This window comes from Succinivibrio dextrinosolvens, assembly GCF_900116345.1.
GTDB classification, from domain to species: Bacteria; Pseudomonadota; Gammaproteobacteria; order Enterobacterales; family Succinivibrionaceae; genus Succinivibrio; species Succinivibrio dextrinosolvens_B.
In genome coordinates this window covers 16,097-35,733 of sequence record NZ_FPAH01000016.1, presented here as the reverse complement: position 1 = coordinate 35,733, position 19,637 = coordinate 16,097, and the positions used below count along the sequence as shown (strand labels likewise).

17 protein-coding genes are annotated in these 19,637 nt (G+C 41.4%); 13 read left to right on the top strand and 4 right to left on the bottom strand.

All coding sequences use genetic code 11. From position 1 onward, the window contains the following. The first annotated feature begins 133 nt into the window (after nucleotides 1-133). From leuS to BM308_RS06690, 13 genes are all read left to right on the top strand, one after another. Nucleotides 134-2,731, top strand: a complete 2,598-nt coding sequence (leuS, locus tag BM308_RS06750; RefSeq protein WP_074943957.1) for a leucine--tRNA ligase — start codon at nucleotides 134-136, stop codon at nucleotides 2,729-2,731. Between the two features lie 18 nt (nucleotides 2,732-2,749). Further along, on the top strand, nucleotides 2,750-3,553 hold the full coding sequence (locus BM308_RS06745) for an LPS-assembly lipoprotein LptE (RefSeq protein ID WP_074943956.1): 804 nt from the start codon (nucleotides 2,750-2,752) through the stop codon (nucleotides 3,551-3,553). A 140-nt stretch (nucleotides 3,554-3,693) separates the two neighbouring features. Then, the gene (gene holA / locus BM308_RS06740; RefSeq protein WP_177214425.1) at nucleotides 3,694-4,791 is read left to right on the top strand and encodes a DNA polymerase III subunit delta; all 1,098 of its coding nucleotides are present in this window, start codon (nucleotides 3,694-3,696) and stop codon (nucleotides 4,789-4,791) included. Beyond that, nucleotides 4,791-5,513, top strand: a complete 723-nt coding sequence (gene nadD / locus BM308_RS06735) for a nicotinate (nicotinamide) nucleotide adenylyltransferase (protein ID WP_074943953.1) — start codon at nucleotides 4,791-4,793, stop codon at nucleotides 5,511-5,513. The genes holA and nadD overlap by 1 nt, the downstream gene beginning before the upstream one ends. A 1-nt stretch (nucleotide 5,514) precedes the next feature. Next, nucleotides 5,515-5,850, top strand: a complete 336-nt coding sequence (gene rsfS, locus BM308_RS06730; protein ID WP_074943951.1) for a ribosome silencing factor — start codon at nucleotides 5,515-5,517, stop codon at nucleotides 5,848-5,850. 3 nt (nucleotides 5,851-5,853) lie between these two features. Beyond that, complete coding sequence (rlmH, locus tag BM308_RS06725) at nucleotides 5,854-6,324, top strand: 23S rRNA (pseudouridine(1915)-N(3))-methyltransferase RlmH (protein ID WP_074943950.1); 471 nt, start codon at nucleotides 5,854-5,856, stop codon at nucleotides 6,322-6,324. 211 nt (nucleotides 6,325-6,535) lie between these two features. Next, entirely contained in the window at nucleotides 6,536-8,470 is a 1,935-nt protein-coding gene (gene mrdA / locus BM308_RS06720) for a penicillin-binding protein 2 (RefSeq protein WP_373604444.1), read from the top strand. A gap of 123 nt (nucleotides 8,471-8,593) precedes the next feature. Further along, the gene (gene rodA, locus BM308_RS06715) at nucleotides 8,594-9,655 is read left to right on the top strand and encodes a rod shape-determining protein RodA (RefSeq protein WP_373604443.1); all 1,062 of its coding nucleotides are present in this window, start codon (nucleotides 8,594-8,596) and stop codon (nucleotides 9,653-9,655) included. 36 nt (nucleotides 9,656-9,691) lie between these two features. Continuing rightward, the gene (mltB, locus tag BM308_RS06710; protein WP_074943947.1) at nucleotides 9,692-10,699 is read left to right on the top strand and encodes a lytic murein transglycosylase B; all 1,008 of its coding nucleotides are present in this window, start codon (nucleotides 9,692-9,694) and stop codon (nucleotides 10,697-10,699) included. A gap of 141 nt (nucleotides 10,700-10,840) precedes the next feature. Next, nucleotides 10,841-11,836, top strand: coding sequence for a septal ring lytic transglycosylase RlpA family protein (locus tag BM308_RS06705; RefSeq protein WP_074943945.1), 996 nt, complete (start codon nucleotides 10,841-10,843; stop codon nucleotides 11,834-11,836). Nucleotides 11,837-11,859: 23 nt separating this feature from the next. Continuing rightward, the gene (locus tag BM308_RS06700) at nucleotides 11,860-13,140 is read left to right on the top strand and encodes a serine hydrolase (RefSeq protein WP_074943944.1); all 1,281 of its coding nucleotides are present in this window, start codon (nucleotides 11,860-11,862) and stop codon (nucleotides 13,138-13,140) included. 31 nt (nucleotides 13,141-13,171) lie between these two features. Next, the gene (locus BM308_RS06695; RefSeq protein ID WP_074943942.1) at nucleotides 13,172-13,483 is read left to right on the top strand and encodes a DUF493 domain-containing protein; all 312 of its coding nucleotides are present in this window, start codon (nucleotides 13,172-13,174) and stop codon (nucleotides 13,481-13,483) included. 49 nt (nucleotides 13,484-13,532) lie between these two features. After that, the gene (locus BM308_RS06690; protein WP_306705633.1) at nucleotides 13,533-14,555 is read left to right on the top strand and encodes a SanA/YdcF family protein; all 1,023 of its coding nucleotides are present in this window, start codon (nucleotides 13,533-13,535) and stop codon (nucleotides 14,553-14,555) included. A 421-nt stretch (nucleotides 14,556-14,976) separates the two neighbouring features. On the opposite strand, the gene BM308_RS06685 is transcribed toward BM308_RS06690, so the two are convergent. The 4 genes from BM308_RS06685 to BM308_RS06670 form a co-directional block, all read right to left on the bottom strand. Further along, the gene (locus BM308_RS06685) at nucleotides 14,977-15,849 is read right to left on the bottom strand and encodes a DNA adenine methylase (protein WP_074943939.1); all 873 of its coding nucleotides are present in this window, start codon (nucleotides 15,847-15,849) and stop codon (nucleotides 14,977-14,979) included. A gap of 142 nt (nucleotides 15,850-15,991) precedes the next feature. Next, complete coding sequence (locus tag BM308_RS06680; protein ID WP_074943937.1) at nucleotides 15,992-17,152, bottom strand: sialidase family protein; 1,161 nt, start codon at nucleotides 17,150-17,152, stop codon at nucleotides 15,992-15,994. A gap of 7 nt (nucleotides 17,153-17,159) precedes the next feature. Further along, nucleotides 17,160-17,603 carry a NanQ anomerase/TabA/YiaL family protein gene (locus BM308_RS06675; protein ID WP_074943936.1) on the bottom strand — a complete coding sequence of 148 codons (444 nt, stop codon included), beginning with the start codon at nucleotides 17,601-17,603 and terminating at the stop codon, nucleotides 17,160-17,162. After that, complete coding sequence (locus BM308_RS06670; RefSeq protein WP_074943934.1) at nucleotides 17,600-19,582, bottom strand: TRAP transporter permease; 1,983 nt, start codon at nucleotides 19,580-19,582, stop codon at nucleotides 17,600-17,602. Before BM308_RS06670 ends, BM308_RS06675 begins: the two co-directional genes overlap by 4 nt. Nucleotides 19,583-19,637 lie beyond the last annotated feature (55 nt).

The following is a 19,637-nucleotide window of genomic DNA, read 5'->3' as shown; positions in this document are numbered from 1 at the left end:
CCAATAAACTTTCTTAGAAATTTTTTCTAGTGCATTCGTCAAAATATGGCATAAATGTGGCAAAATATATGATTATTTTCAATTTGAATAGAATTTAACAGAATTTTAAATTTTAACTTGGAGCACTTAGTCCATGGCTGACAATAAAGTTGCCTACAATCCTCAGGAAATTGAACCTGAAGTACAGAAATACTGGGAAGAGCATCAGACTTTCCACGCAACAGAAGATAAAAACAAAGAGAAATACTACTGCCTAGTAATGTTTCCATATCCATCAGGCAGATTACATTTAGGTCATGTTAGAAACTATGCTCTAGGTGACGTTATTGCCAGATTCAATCGTTTATTAGGTAAAAACGTTCTGGCCCCTATCGGCTGGGATGCTTTCGGTCTACCTGCAGAGAACGCTGCTATCAAGAATAACAAGCAGCCAGGCGACTGGACCTATGAAAACATTTCCTACATGAAGGGACAGTTAAAGTCACTTGGTCTTTCATACGACTGGGCTCGTGAGGTTGCAACCTGCCGTCCAGAGTACTACAAGTGGGAACAGAAATTCTTCGGTGAGCTATACAAGAAAGGACTTGTTTACAAGAAGGTTTCTTCAGTTAACTGGTGTCCTGTAGACAACACCGTGCTTGCCAACGAGCAGGTTGAAGACGGCTGCTGCTGGAGATGCGGTTCTAAGGTTGAGATCAAGGAAATTCCTCAGTGGTATCTGAAGATCACTGCCTACGCAGAAGAACTTTTAAATGATCTGGATAAGCTTGAGGGCTGGCCTGAGCGTGTTCGTACCATGCAGAAAAACTGGATCGGTCGTTCTGAGGGTCTGAACATTACCTTCAATGTAGATGGAAGCGATGATACCTTTACTGTTTACACCACCCGTCCAGATACCTTCATGGGTATTACCTACATTTCAATTTCTGCAAACCACCCGCTGGTTAAGAAGTGCTGCGAGACCAATCCTGAGCTTGAAGCTTTCTGTCAGGAATGCCGCACTCAGAAGTTTGCAGAAGCAGATCTTGCCACCATGGAAAAGAAAGGAATGGCAACCGGTCTGTATGCTATTCACCCTATTACCGGCAGAAAGGTACCAATCTATGTTGCTAACTTCGTTATCATGGATTACGGTACTGGTGCTGTTATGTCTGTACCTGGTCACGACCAGCGTGATTATGAGTTTGCAAAGAAGTACGGCATTGAAATCATTCCTGTAATCAAGGAATCAAAGGAATCAGGAGATCCTGATCTTTCAGAGCACGCTTTCGTTGAACACGGAATTGCCTGCCACTCTGGCGAATTTGACGGCATGAACTTTGAAGAGGCATTCAAGGCAATTGCAAACAAGCTTGAGAGCATGGGTTGTGCAGAGCGTAAGGTAAACTACAGATTACGTGACTGGGGTATTTCCCGTCAGCGTTACTGGGGAGCACCAATCCCTATGCTGACCATTGATGAGACCGGTGAGGTTGTTCCTGAGAAGGATGAGAATCTTCCTGTTGAACTTCCTTATGACGTTAAGATTAACGGCGTAATTTCTCCTCTGAAGACCGACGAAAAGTGGTACAAGACCACTTACGAAGGAAAAAGTGCAACCCGTGAGACCGACACCTTTGATACATTCATGGAGTCATCATGGTACTTTGCAAGATACTGCTCTCCTCGTGATGAGAAGGAAATGTTCGACAAGGATGCAGCTAACTACTGGCTTCCAGTTGATCAGTATATCGGTGGTATTGAGCACGCTGTATTACACCTTCTGTACTCTCGTTTCTTCTTCAAACTGTTAAGAGATGCAGGAATGGTTAAGTATGACGAGCCATTCAAGCGTCTACTATGTCAGGGCATGGTACTTGCGGATGCTTACTATTATCTTGACGAGAAGGGAACCAAGAACTGGGTAAATCCACTGGACGCATTCCCTACCCGTGATGAGAAGGGTAACATCGTTTCAGCTGTAGATAAGGAAGGACATCAGCTGCATCATGAAGGCATGATCAAGATGTCTAAGTCAAAGGCTAACGGTATCGATCCTGAGTACATGGTTAAGATGTACGGTGCTGATACAGTACGTCTGTTCATGTTATTCGCATCTCCAGCAGAACTTACTCTTGAGTGGAGACAGTCAGGCGTTGAAGGTTCACAGAGATTCCTGCGTAAGCTATGGTCTCAGGTTCAGGATCTTGTTAATGCAGGTCCTAAGGTTGAACTGGACAAGAGCAAACTTACTCCTGAGCTTAAGAAGCTAAGACATGAGCTTCACGTAACCATTGAGAAGGTTACCGATGATATCGGTCGCAGACAGACCTTCAATACAGCAATTGCTGCAATCATGGAGCTTCTGAACCTTGCTAACAAGTGCACAGGAACTGATGAAGTTTCTATGGCAGTACGTTATGAAGTATATAATAACGTTATTATCATGCTGTACCCTATTGTTCCTCACATCTGCTTCAAGCTATGGTCAATGCTTGGTAATACCACCGAGATTGACACTGAGACCTGGCCTGTAGCCGATAAAGAAGCACTGAAGGAAGACGAGATCACTATCGTTGTCCAGATCAACGGCAAGGTTCGTGCGAAGATCAGCGTTGCTCCTAATGAGGATGAGGAAACAGTTATTGCCAAGGCAAAAGAAACTCCTGAAGCTCAGAAGTTTACCGAGGGTAAGCAGATCAAGAAATCAATCTACGTAAAGGGTAGACTGGTTAATATTGTAGCTGTCTAACAACTAAGGATGTAGTGGATGAGATTTAAGCTTTTTGCAGTCGGAGTAATGCTATTAGGACTCAGCGCCTGTGGTTTTCATATTCCTAATCAGAACAGACTTGGATCGACTCTTGCTGAAATAGATGTTACAGGAGCTTACCACGAACAGTTCTACAAGATGGTTGTGCAGAAGCTTCAGGTTAGAGGTGTTAAGGTTAACTATCAGGGAACAGCCAATCGAAAATTCAAAAGTCGCAAGGATGTTCCTTCCCTGGAAATATCCGCACCTTCTGTAAGTACACCGATAGTTTCTATTGATTATGCAGGTTCTGCAAAGGAATACAATATAGTGGTAACTACTTCCGCTACCTTGAAGATCCCTAATCACAGTAAGCCCATCATCATCAGAAACGGTATCAGTAGACTTACTATTAACAAGGGAGATAACTCTCTGGCCAGTGCCAATGAGAGACAAATCATTTTGGATGAAAGCTTAGATGAGCTTTCAGATCAGATGATTCGACGCATCAACTATCTTGGAAAGCAGTCTGATCCTGACGAGTCAAAGGCAACACCGGCTCAGCTGGTATTAGCAAAGGATGAGGATAACAATGCAGTCTACATTGATAATTCTCCTTCAATGACTCTGATTGATGCCCTGAAGGCTCAGCAGATTCAGGAAAAATATGAGGCAGATTCCGTTGCTCTATCAGAACTTAACAATGGAATTAGAGTCTTAAATCCTGAAAAGAAATATGAACTGCCAAAAACTAAGATAAAAATGGTAAATGAAGCCCCTGATGATCTAACTGAAGAAGGCTTCATTAAGAAAGCAAAATAGTCCTTAATAGACTAACGCATTTTTATTTTGGGAAATTCTCGAAAGTCAGCTTAATGCTGACTTTTGTTTTCGATGATTCTGTTAAAATCAGTTCAATACATAACAGAACTAAAACTACCAGAATATATAGCGGATTTTTTATGTCATTAGCACCTGTTTACGTTATTTCAAGTGATGAGCCTTTTCTTAAGAATGAGAAAAGCTCAATGCTGATTCAGATGGCACGAAAAGAACTGCCAGAAGCTGAATTCATGCTCTTTACCAATAACGATTTTTCGTCCGGTGCTACTGCTAATCTGGCAAGACTGGAGAATGAGCTTATCGATCCAGGGCTTTTTGGCGGTGACCGCATCATCAAGATTTATCTTGATGCCATAAATTCAACCACTGTTCAGGTACTTCAGCTCTTAGCCAAGAGATCAAGACCGGGAGTTGTATGTGTTGTTGAGATTCCTAGAATAAAGAAAACCACTCTGCCAACAGCTCCAGAGAAATATACCGATAAATTCAAAGGACAGAGTTCAGTTGAAACCAAACTCAAGCATGTACTAGCTTTCCTGATGGATATTGGCGGAATAAATGAAATACTGTATGCACCATCAGGAGTTCAGTTCAGCCAGTGGATTGGCAAACAGGCACAGAAACATGGACTTAAGATAGAACATGACGTTATCTCATTTCTATCTCTATGCTGTGAAGGAAATCTTGTGGCAGTGGATCAGTTTTTCTCGATTGCAAAAATCTCAGGAAAAAACAGTATTGATCTTGAAACTGCAAGGGCTTACCTCGAATCAAGCAGCCGCTACACTGGCTTTGAATTTTCAGAGGCGGTTCTAGCTCCAAACACTATGAGAGCGCTGAATATTCTGGCATCCCTTTGTCAGACAAACACCAACAGAGCACAGATCCTTTCTATGGTGGTCTCAAATTTCGACAAGATGCTCTGGGTTATGAAGAAACTCAAAGAACCTGAAAATGCTCAAATCCTAAAAAGTAGAAACTTTAAGGAGCGTTCAGCCTTCTTTAAGTCACACGGAATTGTACTTCCTTCAACTTCAGATGTAATACTCCGAGCAGCCCAAACCATGCCTCAGGATTTTTATAATTATCTGGTAACCGAACTTGCCCAGGCAGCTAAATATCTGCAGGAATTTGACGATAAAAAAGCCTATCAGTCACTACAGAACATGGCTGTGTCTGTATATACTGCTGCAGTACGAGATTTAAAAAAACTCTAATGACAAAAACTATTAAGAAAATTGGCGTTCTTGGAGGAAGTTTCAACCCTCCACATAACGATCACATAAGAATCGCAGAATATATCAAGCACAGACTTGAGCTTGATATATTCCTCATTGTGCCAAATGCGCTACCACCACATAAAGATACCTGTCATGTGGATTTTTCACACCGCCGAAGAATGCTTGAAATACTTACAGAGAAATATAGTGATCTTAATATAAGTGATATTGAGAAAGATCCTAATGTTCCGCATTACACCATTGATTTAATTGATAAAATCAAGGTTCAATACCCTGAGGCCACAGTATTCTTCTGCATGGGCATGGACTCACTTATTTATCTTGATAAATGGCGTAACGGCCTTCAGATTACAGATAAATGCAATATTGTTGTTATTGGAAGAAAAGGCTACAGTATTGAAGATTCCAACCCTGAGGTAAAGACTTATCTGACAACCCATGCTGTTTATGAAGATAATTCTGATTTTTTCCAAAAACTTAATGAAGAAAAAGGTAACTGCTTTTTACTAAAAGAATGCTTTAATGATGTAAGTTCTAGTAAAATAAGGCAGGAATTTGAAGATTATTATAAAACAGCTGAACAGCATACGGATTTATCAGAATACACAGATAAATTCCCCTACTCACTGACTTATCTTGATAAGGGAATTATTGAGTATATTACAAAAAATTCACTATACAAAAAGAGAGACTCTTAATTTGGAAAACGAAATTTTAATTCAAAAATGCATCAAGACTCTTGAGGATTCAAAGGCAAGAGATCTGGTTAGCATTGATGTTAAGGAACACTCTTCAATTGCAGACAATATGGTGATCTGCACCGGCACCTCCAACCGTCACGTAAGCGCCATCGCTCAAAGACTTGTGGACAATCTTTACAAGGAAGGTTTAAAGCACATCAAGATTTCCGGCGAACAACTTGGTGAATGGGTTATTGTTGATACAGGCACCGTAATGGTTCACATTCTTCAGAATGACGCCAGAGAAAGATATGAGCTTGATGACCTATACCGCTGCATGGCCGCAGGATTTTAAAGCATGAAACTGATTATCATTGCTGTTGGCAACAAAATGCCTTCGTGGGTAACTGAAGCTTTTACAGACTATCAGAAAAGATTTCCTCCCGAGATGAAACTGGTGTTAGAGGAAATTGCTCCTGTAAAACGTAACGGCAAAAACTCAGACGAAAAGGCTAAAGAGCAGGAAGCAAAGATGATCCTTGAGGCTTTACCAAAGAAGGCCTACATAATCGCGCTGGATGAAAGAGGGAAACAGTTTACCTCCCTAGAACTCGGAGATAAGGTAGGTTTCTGGCAAAACCTCGGTATGGATGTGGTTCTTATTATCGGAGGCCCAAACGGACTTACTGATGAAGTTAGAAATAAGGCCAATGAGCTGTGGTCGTTATCAAAACTTACATTGCCTCATCCTCTGGTAAGAGTATTTCTTGCTGAAACCATCTATCGAGGATGGAGTATTTACGCAAATCTCCCTTACCATCGAGCATAAAAATCAAGATTATTTGAAAAACTCCGCAAAATTAGTTAAAAAAAATAAAATATACGATAACTATAATTATTTATCGCTAAAATAATAAGTAAGTGCGGAAAATATAAGAAGAATTTCAGAGAAAAAATTGTCATTTTTTAGCAAAAAAAGTCGACACGACCGTCCTCTTTTCGGAGAAATCAAGAAAAGACGTTACAGCTCCAGAGGAGGAATTGGTAAAGAAAATCGTAACGAGGAGCTTGAACTTAGAGTCTTCCGTTCACGTGTATTCATATGCATTGGTATCTCCATACTGATGGTGATAATCCTTTTCTGTAATCTATATTATCTGCAGATTATCTCCTATCAGGACTACAAAACCAGATCTAATGAAAACAGCATCAAGGTTATGCCAGTAGTGCCTCCTCGAGGAATCATCTATGATCGTAATCACGTAGTTCTAGCAGATAACTCACCAGTTTATCATCTGGTACTATTCCCTAACAAACAGATCAACACCAGAGACACAATTGTTGAGTTAGATAAGCTCCTTGAGCTCAATCTGTCCGAAAAGGATATCTCAAGATTACTTTATGAATCAAAAACCAGAAAGAGATTCTCCGGAGTTGAGCTGTCTAACTTCCTCTCCGAGGAGCAGATTGCAACATTTGCGGTTAACTCATATAAATATCCAAATGCTCAGATTGTGGCCAATCTGAAGAGATATTACCCATTTGCAGATATTACAACCCATACCACTGGTTACGTATCAAGAATCAACCAGAATGACGTAAAGAAACTGGCAAGTACTGGCAAACTTGAAAACTACGAGGGCTCTACTGAAATAGGTAAGCTTGGTATTGAGAAATTCTATGAGGATTCACTTCATGGTGAAACCGGCTCAACCAAGGTTGAAGTCAATTCACATGGTCAGGTCATAAGAACCCTGAACTATGAACCACCTGTTCCAGGAAAAGATCTGAAGCTTACCATCGACATCAGACTGCAGTATTATGCACAGGAAATATTCGGTCAGATGAAAGGGGCGGTTGTTGCCATTGATCCTGCCAATGGTGAAATTCTGGCAATGTATTCCAACCCTAGTTACGATCCTAATCCTTTTGTTAGAGGCATTCGTTCAGGAGAGTACAAGCGTCTTTTAGACAATCCAGGTCATCCCCTGATCAACCGAGCAACTCAGGGCGGATATGCGCCAGCTTCTACAGTTAAGCCACTGCTCTGTGTAATGGGTCTGAATGAAAAACTCATAACCACCAAGGGTAATTTCTTTGGTGCACCTTATTTCAAACTGCCGGGGTCATCTCATCAGTTCCGAGATTGGAGAGCCTGGGGTCATGGCTGGATGGATTTATACCGAGCAATTGAAATTTCAGCAGATACCTACTTCTACGATCTTGCATACAGAGCAGGAATTAACAGAATTCATGACTACCTTGACAGATACGGTTTTGGAAAGAAGACCGGTATTGATATTTCCGAGGAATCTTTAGGCATCAATCCATCACGAGACTGGAAGAAATCCCGTTTCAATCAGCAGTGGCACCTTGGTGACACAGTGCCTATCGGAATCGGTCAGGGTTACTGGACATCTACTCTGATGCAGCTTGCTAAGGCACATGCAACACTTGCTAATCGTGGTGTAACCAGAACACCTCATCTTTTGAAGGAAATGGTTGACCCTACTACCAATGAAGTCACTGAATACGCACAGGAAGAACCGGAAGATATGCTAAAGGTTACTGATCCTCAGTACTACGAGGACTGCAGAACCGGTATGTATCTTGTTGTTAACGGACCAGAAGGTACCGGCAGAAGAGCTTTCTTTGGAGCAAAATATAAGGCAGCAGGAAAATCAGGTACAGCTCAAGTGGTTTCAATCAAGCAAGGTGAAAAATACAATGCTTCAAAGCTGAAGGTAGAACACCGTGACAACGCCCTGTTCGTTGCCTACGCCCCATTTAAAAAGCCACGTATTCTTGTTGCAGTTATTCTTGAAAACGAAGGTGGCGGTTCTACCAAGGCAGCCCCAGTTGCCAGAGCAATGATCGATAAATATCTTTTAGATCTTTATCCTAACGGCTACATGGGCGACCCAAATCCTCAGGTAGTAAAGTTCGGAATGGGCGGTACTGTCGTATTACAGTAAAACAGACAACAAAGCTTAATATCAAGAAATTATATGTCAGAAGATAAAAACACATTAAGTCAGGTTAACAGCAACAGCATTGGTAAGAATTTCTTTACCAGACACCACATTGATCTACCTTTAATGTTCGGTTTGTTCTTAGCGCTATGTTTCAGTCTGTTTGTGCTTTATTCCGCCTCAGGTCAGCAGGCAGATATGCTGATTAGACAGATCACAAGAACAGGCGCAGCTTTCGTACTCATGATTGCTGTAGCACAGATCCCGCCAAAGTATTTTGCCAAGGCTTCAACATATCTGTACATCATAGGCGTTATTCTGTTGATATTAGTTGAGCTTTTCGGTGATATTTCAAAGGGAGCTCAGAGATGGCTTAATCTTGGTATTGTAAGAATTCAGCCATCAGAATTCTTCAAGGTTGTTATGCCTCTGTCTGTGGCAGCTTTCCTCGCTAAAACGGCGCTTCCCCCAAAACTGCTGCATACCATCTGTTCCTTCGTTATTGTGGGTATTCCAACCGTTCTGATCCTGATGCAGCCTGACTTAGGAACCGCAGCTCTGGTATCCGTTGCAGGATTTATCTGTATCTTTATTGCTGGTCTTTCATGGTGGTGGCTGATTACAGGAGCAATTGCAGGTGCGGCGGCACTGCCTGTAATCTGGAATTTCGTACTTCATGACTATCAGAAACAGCGTGTATTTACACTATTGGATCCATCCTCAGATCCTCTAGGTGCCGGATACCATATTATTCAGTCAAAAATTGCCATTGGCTCAGGTGGTCTATATGGAAAAGGCTGGTTGCAGGGAAGTCAGTCACAGCTGGACTTCTTACCTGAACCTCATACTGATTTTATATTTGCAGTACTCTCAGAGGAAACCGGACTTGTAGGCTTCCTCATTCTGATATCACTTTACTGTTTTATAATCGGAAGATGTGTTGTCATCACCTTGAATGCCCGTCATAACTTTGAAAGGATCCTGTGTGGAAGTTTCACCTTCACTTTCATGTTCTACATCTTTGTAAATATCGGCATGGTTTCAGGAATTCTGCCGGTGGTAGGTGTTCCTCTGCCTCTTATCAGTTATGGAGGAACAGCAATGATTACCCTCATGATCTGCTTTGGAATCATGATGTCGATTCATACTCATAAAAAAGTAAGTTTCTTTAAGAAGGATAATAAGTAAGGAGGCTGCACACATTGTGCAGACATATAGAAAAGAATGAAAAAAACAATCAGTAAACTCGCCTTAGCATTGGGATTATCCTTTTTTGCAAATTCATACGTACAGGCAGCCCCTAACTATAATGAACTGGCACAGTATGCTGGCATTGATGTTCAGACACTAAAAGATGCTGTCTCCCAAGCTGTATATCAGCAGAAGATCATTGATGCAATAACCCGACCATCAGAGGGTAAGCCATGGTGGCAGTACCGAAAGATCTTTATCACCACCTCAAGAATTGAAGCTGCGGTTAAATTCTACTTTGAGAATGAGAAGACACTGCTTAAAGCACAGAAGGATTTTGGTGTTCCATATGAGATTATCTGTGCGATTATCGGAGTAGAAACCTTCTTTGGAAAGAACATGGGCAGTTGGAGAGTTCTCGATGCCCTTTATACTCTCGGCTTTAACTATCCAAAGAGAGAAGCCTACTTCTCAAAAGAATTTGCTAGATTTGTCGCTCTGGCTTCAAGAGAGGAATGGAACTATAACGACATCAAGGGCTCATATGCAGGAGCAATGGGCATGGGACAGTTTATGCCTTCAGCCTATCTTGATTATGCTGTAGACTATGATGGAGACGGCTATGTAAATCTGTTTACCAACAGAGTAGATGCCATTGGATCTGTAGCAAATTATTTCAAGGGGCACGGCTGGCAGACCGGTAGAGGGATCTACTATCCTTGTCACATCAACAATGCCGATCCTAAGGCTCTTATGGACAAGCAGTGGAATCTTACTGTTGATGAACTCTACAAGTCAGGTGCAACCACCAAGGTTAATCTGAGTCCCAACCAGAAAATAAGACTGTTTGCCTATGATCTTGAGAACGGTCAGAAAGGCTATGCAGTTGGACTTGAGAATTTCCATTCAATTATGAGATACAACACCTCTCAACTGTATGCCCGTGCAGTATATGAACTGTCTGAGTTCATTGCTATGGGAGTAAACAAGGTTAAACAGCAGCAGGGGCAGAAAGTAGTACACAGAAGTAAGAAGCCTTAATCACAGACAAACTGTCAATCCGCACTGACAGTCAAAAACAATAAATAATGAAATAAAAGGCTTTTAAGTGTAATCAGTAGTTATTAAAATATTGTGCTTGAAGGTCTGATTTTGCCGATGAGAATGGAGAGATTCTTTTTAATGAAAAACATAAAATTTATAGCTACCATTATTACAGTTTCAGCGGCACTTGTTCTTCAGGGGTGTTCATCATCAGGTGGTTCTCCATCATTCTCAGGTTCATACAGATACGGAACAGGTCCAAACAAGACAAAACCTATGCCTCAGACTGAAACCGTCAATATCAACGGTGTAGGAGGCGCAGTACCTAGATACGAGTACCAGAGGACCGGAGGTTGTAACAAAGATTATAGAGTCTTGGGTAAAAACTACATGGTCTGGAATGGAACCACTTCATATGTTGAAGAGGGTATTGCCTCATGGTACGGTCCAGGCTTCCACGGACAGAAGACTTCCAACGGTGAAATTTATGACCAGAAGGGATTCACCGCAGCACACAAAAATCTGCCATTACCTTCATATCTTAAGGTTACAAATCTTCGCAACGGTAAAAAGGTTATCGTAAGAGTAAATGACAGAGGACCATTTGTCGGAGACAGAATTCTTGATTTATCAGAAGGTTCAGCCCGTGCCATTGATATGGTTGGAACCGGAACCTCAAAGGTTAAAATCGAGCTTATCAATGTAAGCTCAAACGGTACCTACACCAATGCTGTAGGAAAACCTGCAGGAGTAAAACAGCAGCAGTATGCACAGGTTGTCAACAAGAAAACTTCGTCCTATCAGCATATTGGAGCTGCAACCTCAAGATCTGCAGGAAGTGCTAATACAGGCTACATAAATACTAATAATCAGAGAATAACATCTAATACAGCAAGCTCTGTATCTAATACAGTTCCAGGCTGGTATGTTCAGCTGGTTGCATGTAATTCTGATCTGATGGCAAATGAGATTAAGAACAATGTTCAGACTAAAATCTCCTATCCTATCGTGATCCGTAAGGAAGGCAACATCAACAAGGTGCTGGTAGGCCCATTAAGTGAAGGCTCTGCAAGAAATGCAGCCGCCTCTTTAAAGCAGAAAGGTTATACTGATTGTTTTGTAAAGAGTTTTTAAAAAAGAAAAACTAGGAAAATAAAATGTCATTAAATAAGGTAATTAAAACCACATTATTAGTTACTGCTCTTGTTACTGGTTTAAGTGCCTCAGCGCAGGAAAACATTCCAGATCCGTTCGCACAGATGAAGGCTAATGCAGATGCATCCAATCCTTCAGCTGTTCCAGCTAATGGAGTTGCACCTGCTCCTGTTGTAATTCCAGAGCCTCCAGTATTTGATGCCCAGTCTTGGGTTTTAATGGATTACAGCTCAGGCAGAGTTATCTGTGAACACAACTCTCACGAAAAGATCTGGCCAGCTTCACTGACCAAGATGATGACCGCCTATGTTATAGGTATGGAGCTTAAGGCCGGCAGACTTCACATGGATGATGATGTTACCATCACTGAGGATGCCTGGGCCAAGAAATACTCTGATTCATCAAAGATGTTTATTGAAGTGGGTAAAACCATTAAAGTAGGTGATCTGGTTAAGGGTATCATTATTCAGTCAGGTAATGACGCCTGTGTTGCTATGGCAATTCATCTTGCAGGAACCCAGGAAGGTTTCGTTTCTGTAATGAACAACTATGCAGCACAACTAGGTCTTAAGGATACTCATTTCTCAAATGTTCACGGTCTGTATGATGAGCTGAACTATTCCTCAGCTTATGATATGGCTCTGTTAGGTCGCGCTACCATCAGAGATCTTCCTGATGAGTACCCTCTGTACAGCCAGAAGGATTTCACATTCAACGGCATCAAGCAGATGAACAGAAACCGTCTGCTATGGGATAAGTCAATGAACGTTGACGGTATCAAGACCGGACACCTCTCACAGGTTGGTTATAACCTTGTTACCTCAGCCACCAATGACGGCATGAGACTGGTTGCTTCTGTTATCGGCGCCAAGTCAGAAAAACTACGTGCTGATTACAACAAGGCCCTTTTAACCTATGGCTTCCGTTACTTCCAGAGATACACCCCTGTTTCAGCTAACAAGGTGCTTCTGACAAGAAATGTACGTATGGGTCAGACCAATCAGGTTCGTCTTGCAATCCAGAATGATCTGAATTTAATGATCCCACGTGGACGTCAGGGGGATATCAAGCTTGGCTACAGATTAAAGAAGAGTGTCTTCACTGCTCCAATCAACAAAGGTGATGAGCTTGGTGTAATTGAGGTTAAGATCGATGACAACATCATCTCAACCGTACCTCTGGTATCTGTAGATACTATTGAGGAATGCGGATTCTTCGGAAGAATCTGGGATAAGATCTGCCTGTTCTTCTCATCAGACGAAGAAGTTGTAGAAGAGGCATAATTTATACCTTCACAGGAGATAGGTTCTATCCATGAAAATGGATAGAACATCAAAGTTTATGACTGATTCATATAATAAATTAGAAAAACTCATGGAATTTCCATGTGTAGTTGGATTCAGAGTGATTGTTGATGCATCAATTGTGAATTCACTTGGTGAGGTAGAGAAAGCCATAAATGAGGTAGAGGCTGGAATTATGCAGAAAATTACAGATGAACCTCGCAAAAGTTCAAAAGGGAACTATGTTTCCTACACAATACCTGTAAAAGTAAATAAGGCAGAAAACCTGAAACTTTTATACGAGAAGATCAGTGCACTACCTTGTGTTAAACATGTAATCTAGGAAGAATATGTCATATCAAGATCAGTCTGAAATGAGGTTTTCCTCTGATATGTCTAGCTTTTTAAAGGCTGTAGGCTACATCGGCCTGTTGGCTGTAGTCATAGGAATTCTCTTCTTGGTTTTAGGCTGTTTCAGAATTTCAAGCTATGCTTTTAAGACCTATGAAAGTATAGACAAAATCCCTCATAACAAAGTTGGTCTGTTGCTTGGAACCTCTTCACTTAATTCAAACGGCCAGCCTAATGATTACTTTACTTACAGAATCATTGCTGCAGCCCAGCTGTTCAAGTCAGGCAAGATTGATTATATTCTGGCTTCAGGAGACAATCTGCATCACTCCTATAACGAGCCAAGACAGATGATCAGAGCCCTTATTAAGGCAGGCGTTCCATCAGATAGAATTGTGGCCGATTTTGCGGGTATATCTACTCTGGATTCAGTAATCAGAGCAAGAAAAGTCTTCCTGCTTAAGAATGTAACCATCATCTCTCAGGATTTTCAGAACGAACGCGCTCTGTTTATCGCAGACAATTATGAGCTGAATGCAGTAGGATTCAATGCGTTAAGTCCAAATTACGGCATCTTCTCAAAGGTGTCCATAAGAGAGTTCTTTGCCAGAATCAAATGTGCCTTTGATGTTTATCTTTTAAAGAGTCAGCCTAAGTTCCTGGGTAAACCAGAATCTATAGGCAAATCAGCTCTTCCAAAGGAAATGTCAAATAAGCCAAAGAAACTGACTTCTCCGCTCAAATTCATTACTGATAATGCCAAGATCATGAACGAGAAAGCCCGTATTGCTAAATTCGAGCCTATCGCCAAGAAGACTACTGATACTGCAAAGATGATCAGAAAGAGAGTTGAGCAGGCAGAGTATGAATATTACATTCCTGAGGCAAGAGTTCCGGAAAACAAGATTGATAAACAGCAGATCGAGGTATTAAGTGAGGAGCAGACTGAAGCTCTGGAGGAAGCCAATGAAGTAGCTTCTGAAAGCCTGAACGTCGGCACCACAAATACCTACATCGATCCAAACATTCCTGCAAAGCCAAATCTTCAGGCAAATCCAGACTAGTCAGAAGAGCAGGCATTGAAAAGCTCATAAGGATTAGTTTGGATTGAAGTCAGTTATGTCCTTCAACTTATATGACTCAAAGAGATTTTTTTATACTGAATAATTCTGATTAACTGTTTGAGAAATAGATAAATTCTATGAATAAATAAAATACTAATCAGATGTTTTGGGATCTATAATAAAGACGAAGGGCGGAGATTTATCCCCGCCCCTCTTAGTGGTCTAGCTCTAGTACACTGCGCTGGAATATAACAGTAACAAGGCTACAACCACGATAACATTTAGGATTTTCATAGAATCTCCTAGATTGGTTAATCTAAGGCAATAGCAACTGTTAGAGCCATTTACACTGTTAAGCCTCACATGTATTTTGTCTCTTCATTCTCTTTGATTTATAGTAGTTTTATATTTTTAAATTAAACTACCCTATTTTTACAAGCTCAAATGAATCCTTGTCATAGTTGGTAATGATAAGTTCGTTTACAGCATTTCTCTTTGAAGTATTTGAATTGATTCTGCGACTTACTGCAACCGTATTGATATTAAAATCACGGTACAGTTCTCTTATATGAGGAACATCTGAGTTAGACTGCAGGAATTTTATTCCTCTTCTGTGTAACTCCAGACAGAACTCATACAATCTCTGATGCTCGTCCTGCTTAAAGTTTCCAGACTGATACTGTGTGAAATTAGCTGTCTTTGATACAGGAAAATAAGGAGGATCTAAATAGACAAAGGCATCCTTAGGAATAATCTCAAGTAAAGTCTGATAGTCCTGACAAAGAATACGGATATCCTTCTGATTAAAGAATGAAGAACAGGCCTCCAGGGTCTGAGTATCACATATGGTTGGATTCTTGTAATTGCCAAATGGTGTATTAAAGAAGTTTTTCTTTGAAACTCGATACAGGCCGTTATAGCAGGTTTTCATAAGAAAAATAAAACGGGATGCTCTTTCTACATCTGTTCTTTTATCAAAATCAGGAGATCTATCCCAGGCTCTGATTTCATCATAAAGCTTTCTGTCATAGATTAGTGTGGAGAGATAAAACTCAAGCTCTCCAAGATTGGATTTGATGACATTATAAGCATTGATAAGCTCTGAATTTAAATCATTGATAATAGCCTTATCAAAATTCAGAGACATAAGCACAGCGCCTGAACCAACAAATGGCTCAACGTATGTTGAGATATGTTCAGGAATATACTCCAGAAGACTTGGAATGCTGGTAGTTTTCCCTCCAACCCATTTAACAAATGGCTTTAGATTAGGGAAATTGTTTGGGCTATGCATATCAGAAAACTCCTTATATTCTATATATTTTACAGAATAATGAGTAAGTTTTTCTGCTCTGATACGTTATTGCTCAGAATTTTGAGAAAAAAAAGGAGGAACTAAGTCCTCCAGAAATAAATAACTACAAAGATCGAGGAAATTAAGAAACTTTAGCAGAGGTAGGGTTGTAAAGACCAACCTTCTCTCTTTTCTTACCAGTAACACTTTCTTCGCTTAGAGTTACATACTTGACGCCCTGTCTGTCGTGATATGCATAAGCAAGATGCAGCATACCGTCTGAAGACTGCATTAAGTATGGATACTCATACTGCTTGTTATTAGTACGGTTCTCTTCACCAACATAGCCCTGACCTAATTCAATATTTCTAATCAGTGGGAAGGTCTTACCGCCATCCTCTGACAGAGCGATTGCCACAGGACAGCGTAACCCTGGCCATGCAGCTTTACCCTTTTGAGGATTAGGTGTGCAGGTTGGATTGTAGGCAATTGCGATACGTCCACTCTTAAGCTTGATAGCGCTGATACTTGAGTTGTTGTTTGGAAGTGGAGTTGGAACAGGAGCACTCCAGGTATCTCCGTTATCCAGAGATTCACTTCTGTAGATAAAGTCTGCTTCTCTGCTGCGCATAAAAGCAACCAGATGAGAATCCTCTAGTTCAACAACATTGGCATGAACACGACCGGAACTTTGTGGCATATCAACCTGACGCCAGGTCTTTCCCTTGTCATCAGAAATCTGGAAAGCAGTTGGATCACCTGACAGACCATCAGGAGAATCAGTACACAGCCAGTTTGAGAAGATCCAGCGACCGTTCTTTAAAACCTGAATAGGCTGACGGCAGAATGTTCCCTCACGGGCAAACATGGTCTCATACTTGCTCCAGGTCTTACCGCCATCAGTTGATTTCTGGCAGCGAACCTGAGAAGTATACTGCATGTTATCCTTACCCTCAGTTCTGGCTTTCTGAGCAGTGTACATACACCACACAGCATTATCAGGTCCAAAGAACAATGATGGATTCTGTTCACTGCGTTCAGGATCAGATGAAACCTGAACCGGCTCTGACCACTTGGTATCGCCATGCTTTAAAGAAGCACAGACAATACTTACGTCAGGACTTCCTTCAAAGGATCCTGCAAACCAGCAGCATAATAAATCCTTATTAGGCAGCTCCAGAATAGCAGGAGAATGAGCTGTACGGTATGGGCCCGGAGGAAGCAGAGCCTCAACGGTATTCATGTCCTCATTCTCGTACATGGTGCCATCATTAGTTAGTGTGGGTAATTTCTTATAATTCATTTTATTCTCACATTACAGGCAGTTTCATTACTACTTTTAAATAGTCATTCTGAGCATCAAGATGCTTACAGGCTTTGTGGGCATCCTGAGGGAAGGCAACCCATAACATACCAGCTTCAATCTTGAAGGTATGAGCAACAGGGCCCTTAAACATTTCGCGCTCTTTCTCCTCAGAGTAAGGAACACTCTGAGTCAGGCGGGAAATGTCTTCCCAGACAACAATCTCTGAGCCGGACAGGATAATCTGAACATCAATGTACTTGCGGTGAGCTTCAAACTCTCCAGAATCCGCAGGGGAAGTATTCCCCTGCTGAATCATAAAGAACCCGCCATTGAACTCATAACGTCCAACCTTTTTGTCTGTTAAAGCATTCAGAGCATCTAAACCAGCCTTTAAATTTGGAAGCATACTCTGATACTTCATTAGATTTTCAGTTCTATCTATAATCATGCCATCACCTTTGCGCTAACTGAATGACCTGCCTGATGACGATTCATTACAAGAACAAATGCTCCTAAGGCAACTGCTGCAATTGTAGTAGTCATATCAGGGCTAATGAAACCAAGTGCCACAATAAAGGACAGAACTCTTAACCATGCAGGCATTGTAGTCTTGTAGTAACCAGCAACAGTCAGAGCCAGGAAGAAGGTACCCACCAGCAGCTGAACAGCGCCGATAGCAATTTCGATAATTGTACCTTCCAGGAGGATTGCTGGATTGTATACAAATACGAATGGAACCATGAAGCCAACAAGAGCGAACAGCATACCATTGATACCAGTCTTCATGGCATCAGCACCGGCAATACCTGCTGCGGTATAGGAGGCAACACATACAGGAGGAGTTATCTGAGCCATAATGCCGTAGTAGAACACGAACATATTAGCGCACAGAGCATCAACTCCTAAAGCACGAATAATTGGAACGAACAGGATAACACCAACCAGATATGCAGCAACAGTTGGAAGAGCCATACCTAACAGCATACATCCTACCATTGCAACTAACAGAGCAAGGAATAGATAGTTTGTACCTAAAGAACCAATTAGAGATGATAAATTGGTTGCAAGTGAAGTCTGACCGGTTACAACGTTGATGATAATACCGCAGGCCGCAGTTGGGATTGCTATCTCAGCAGACTGTTTTGCGCCACGCAGACAGCAGTTCCATAAGGACTTTAAGTCAGCAAAGTTCTTTCTGTCGTTTACAAAGTAGCTGATAACATTACAGATCAGAACGGAAATGATACCCACCATACCGGCACGCATCAGAGATGAACCTGAAATAATCCATACAACAAGAAGGATAACAGGAGTTAATAGATAAAGACGAGGAAGAATTGGTTGCTCAATAACAATCTTGGCGTCAGCTGCACTTGATCTTACAGAACGCTTCTTTGCGATGTAGGTTACCAGTACGAAAACACCGAAATAGTAAGCAAAAGCAGGGATGATTGCGGCACAGGCTACGCTAAAGTAGCTTACACCTAGCATCTCAGCCATAATGAATGCACCCACACCCATGATAGGAGGCATAATCTGACCACCGGTTGAAGCAACAGCTTCAATTGCGCCTGCTTCCTGAGGAGCATAACCAATTCTCTTCATCATAGGAATGGTCATAACGCCGGTTGTAGATACGTTTGCTACAGCTGAACCTGAAACCATACCCATCATACCAGATGAAAGAACAGCTGCTTTTGCTGGACCTCCAGCAGAACCGTTTGAGAACTTCATACCGATATCAATCAGAAGCTGACCACCACCGCAGGTACTGAAGAAAACACCGAATACAATGAAATAGAACAGTGCGGATGCAGATGTATATAAAGGAGTACCGAATACACCGGCCTCGCCCATGGTCATACCGGTAGTGAACTGATCCAGCATCTGTTCAAAGCCGACTGACTTAGTATAAAACACCCCCGGTAAATATGGAGACAGCCATGCAAAAGCGATGAAAGCCAATATGAAGAAGAACAGAATAAGACCTAATGAACGTCTTACAGCCTCTAACAGCAGAATAATAGTGATTACCATAATCTGCTTATCAATAAGCTCGACATCATCAATGAATGGGGTAAAGTCACGTAATCTTTCGAAATTTGTTACAACATAGTACAGAAGGTAACCGATTGCAGCAAATGACACAATATCCAGAATATTCAGGAAAGAGTATTTGCTTAGGGTTTTCTCATCGGCAGTTGTTCCGCTCAACTCTGCCTTGAGTTTTGTTTTCTTGCGATAGGTGTAATCCACTGGCATATAAAGATAGATTACAGTAAGAGCGAACACTAGATGCAGTGGGCTCTGCAGCATTGGTGTTAACTGCTTGAATAGGGCCAGATAAATCTGGAAACAGAAGAAAGCTGCGGTAACAACTATAATTGCAGCCTTTCTAATGTTTATTTTTTTTACTTCCTCTGACATGATAGCCTCGATAACTTTAAAAAAGTGAGGGGGAGAGCTCCCCCTCTTTATAAGT

What these genes read in the sequence shown, in the direction of transcription:
- leuS (WP_074943957.1), top strand. Translation starts at nt 134, where the DNA reads ATGGCTGACAATAAAGTTGCCTACAATCCTCAGGAAATTGAACCTGAA.
- BM308_RS06745 (WP_074943956.1), top strand. Translation starts at nt 2,750, where the DNA reads ATGAGATTTAAGCTTTTTGCAGTCGGAGTAATGCTATTAGGACTCAGC.
- holA (WP_177214425.1), top strand. Translation starts at nt 3,694, where the DNA reads ATGTCATTAGCACCTGTTTACGTTATTTCAAGTGATGAGCCTTTTCTT.
- nadD (WP_074943953.1), top strand. Translation starts at nt 4,791, where the DNA reads ATGACAAAAACTATTAAGAAAATTGGCGTTCTTGGAGGAAGTTTCAAC.
- rlmH (WP_074943950.1), top strand. Translation starts at nt 5,854, where the DNA reads ATGAAACTGATTATCATTGCTGTTGGCAACAAAATGCCTTCGTGGGTA.
- rodA (WP_373604443.1), top strand. Translation starts at nt 8,594, where the DNA reads ATGTTCGGTTTGTTCTTAGCGCTATGTTTCAGTCTGTTTGTGCTTTAT.
- mltB (WP_074943947.1), top strand. Translation starts at nt 9,692, where the DNA reads ATGAAAAAAACAATCAGTAAACTCGCCTTAGCATTGGGATTATCCTTT.
- BM308_RS06705 (WP_074943945.1), top strand. Translation starts at nt 10,841, where the DNA reads ATGAAAAACATAAAATTTATAGCTACCATTATTACAGTTTCAGCGGCA.
- BM308_RS06700 (WP_074943944.1), top strand. Translation starts at nt 11,860, where the DNA reads ATGTCATTAAATAAGGTAATTAAAACCACATTATTAGTTACTGCTCTT.
- BM308_RS06695 (WP_074943942.1), top strand. Translation starts at nt 13,172, where the DNA reads ATGAAAATGGATAGAACATCAAAGTTTATGACTGATTCATATAATAAA.
- BM308_RS06690 (WP_306705633.1), top strand. Translation starts at nt 13,533, where the DNA reads ATGTCTAGCTTTTTAAAGGCTGTAGGCTACATCGGCCTGTTGGCTGTA.
- BM308_RS06685 (WP_074943939.1), bottom strand. Translation starts at nt 15,849, where the DNA reads ATGCATAGCCCAAACAATTTCCCTAATCTAAAGCCATTTGTTAAATGG.
- BM308_RS06680 (WP_074943937.1), bottom strand. Translation starts at nt 17,152, where the DNA reads ATGAATTATAAGAAATTACCCACACTAACTAATGATGGCACCATGTAC.
- BM308_RS06675 (WP_074943936.1), bottom strand. Translation starts at nt 17,603, where the DNA reads ATGATTATAGATAGAACTGAAAATCTAATGAAGTATCAGAGTATGCTT.
- BM308_RS06670 (WP_074943934.1), bottom strand. Translation starts at nt 19,582, where the DNA reads ATGTCAGAGGAAGTAAAAAAAATAAACATTAGAAAGGCTGCAATTATA.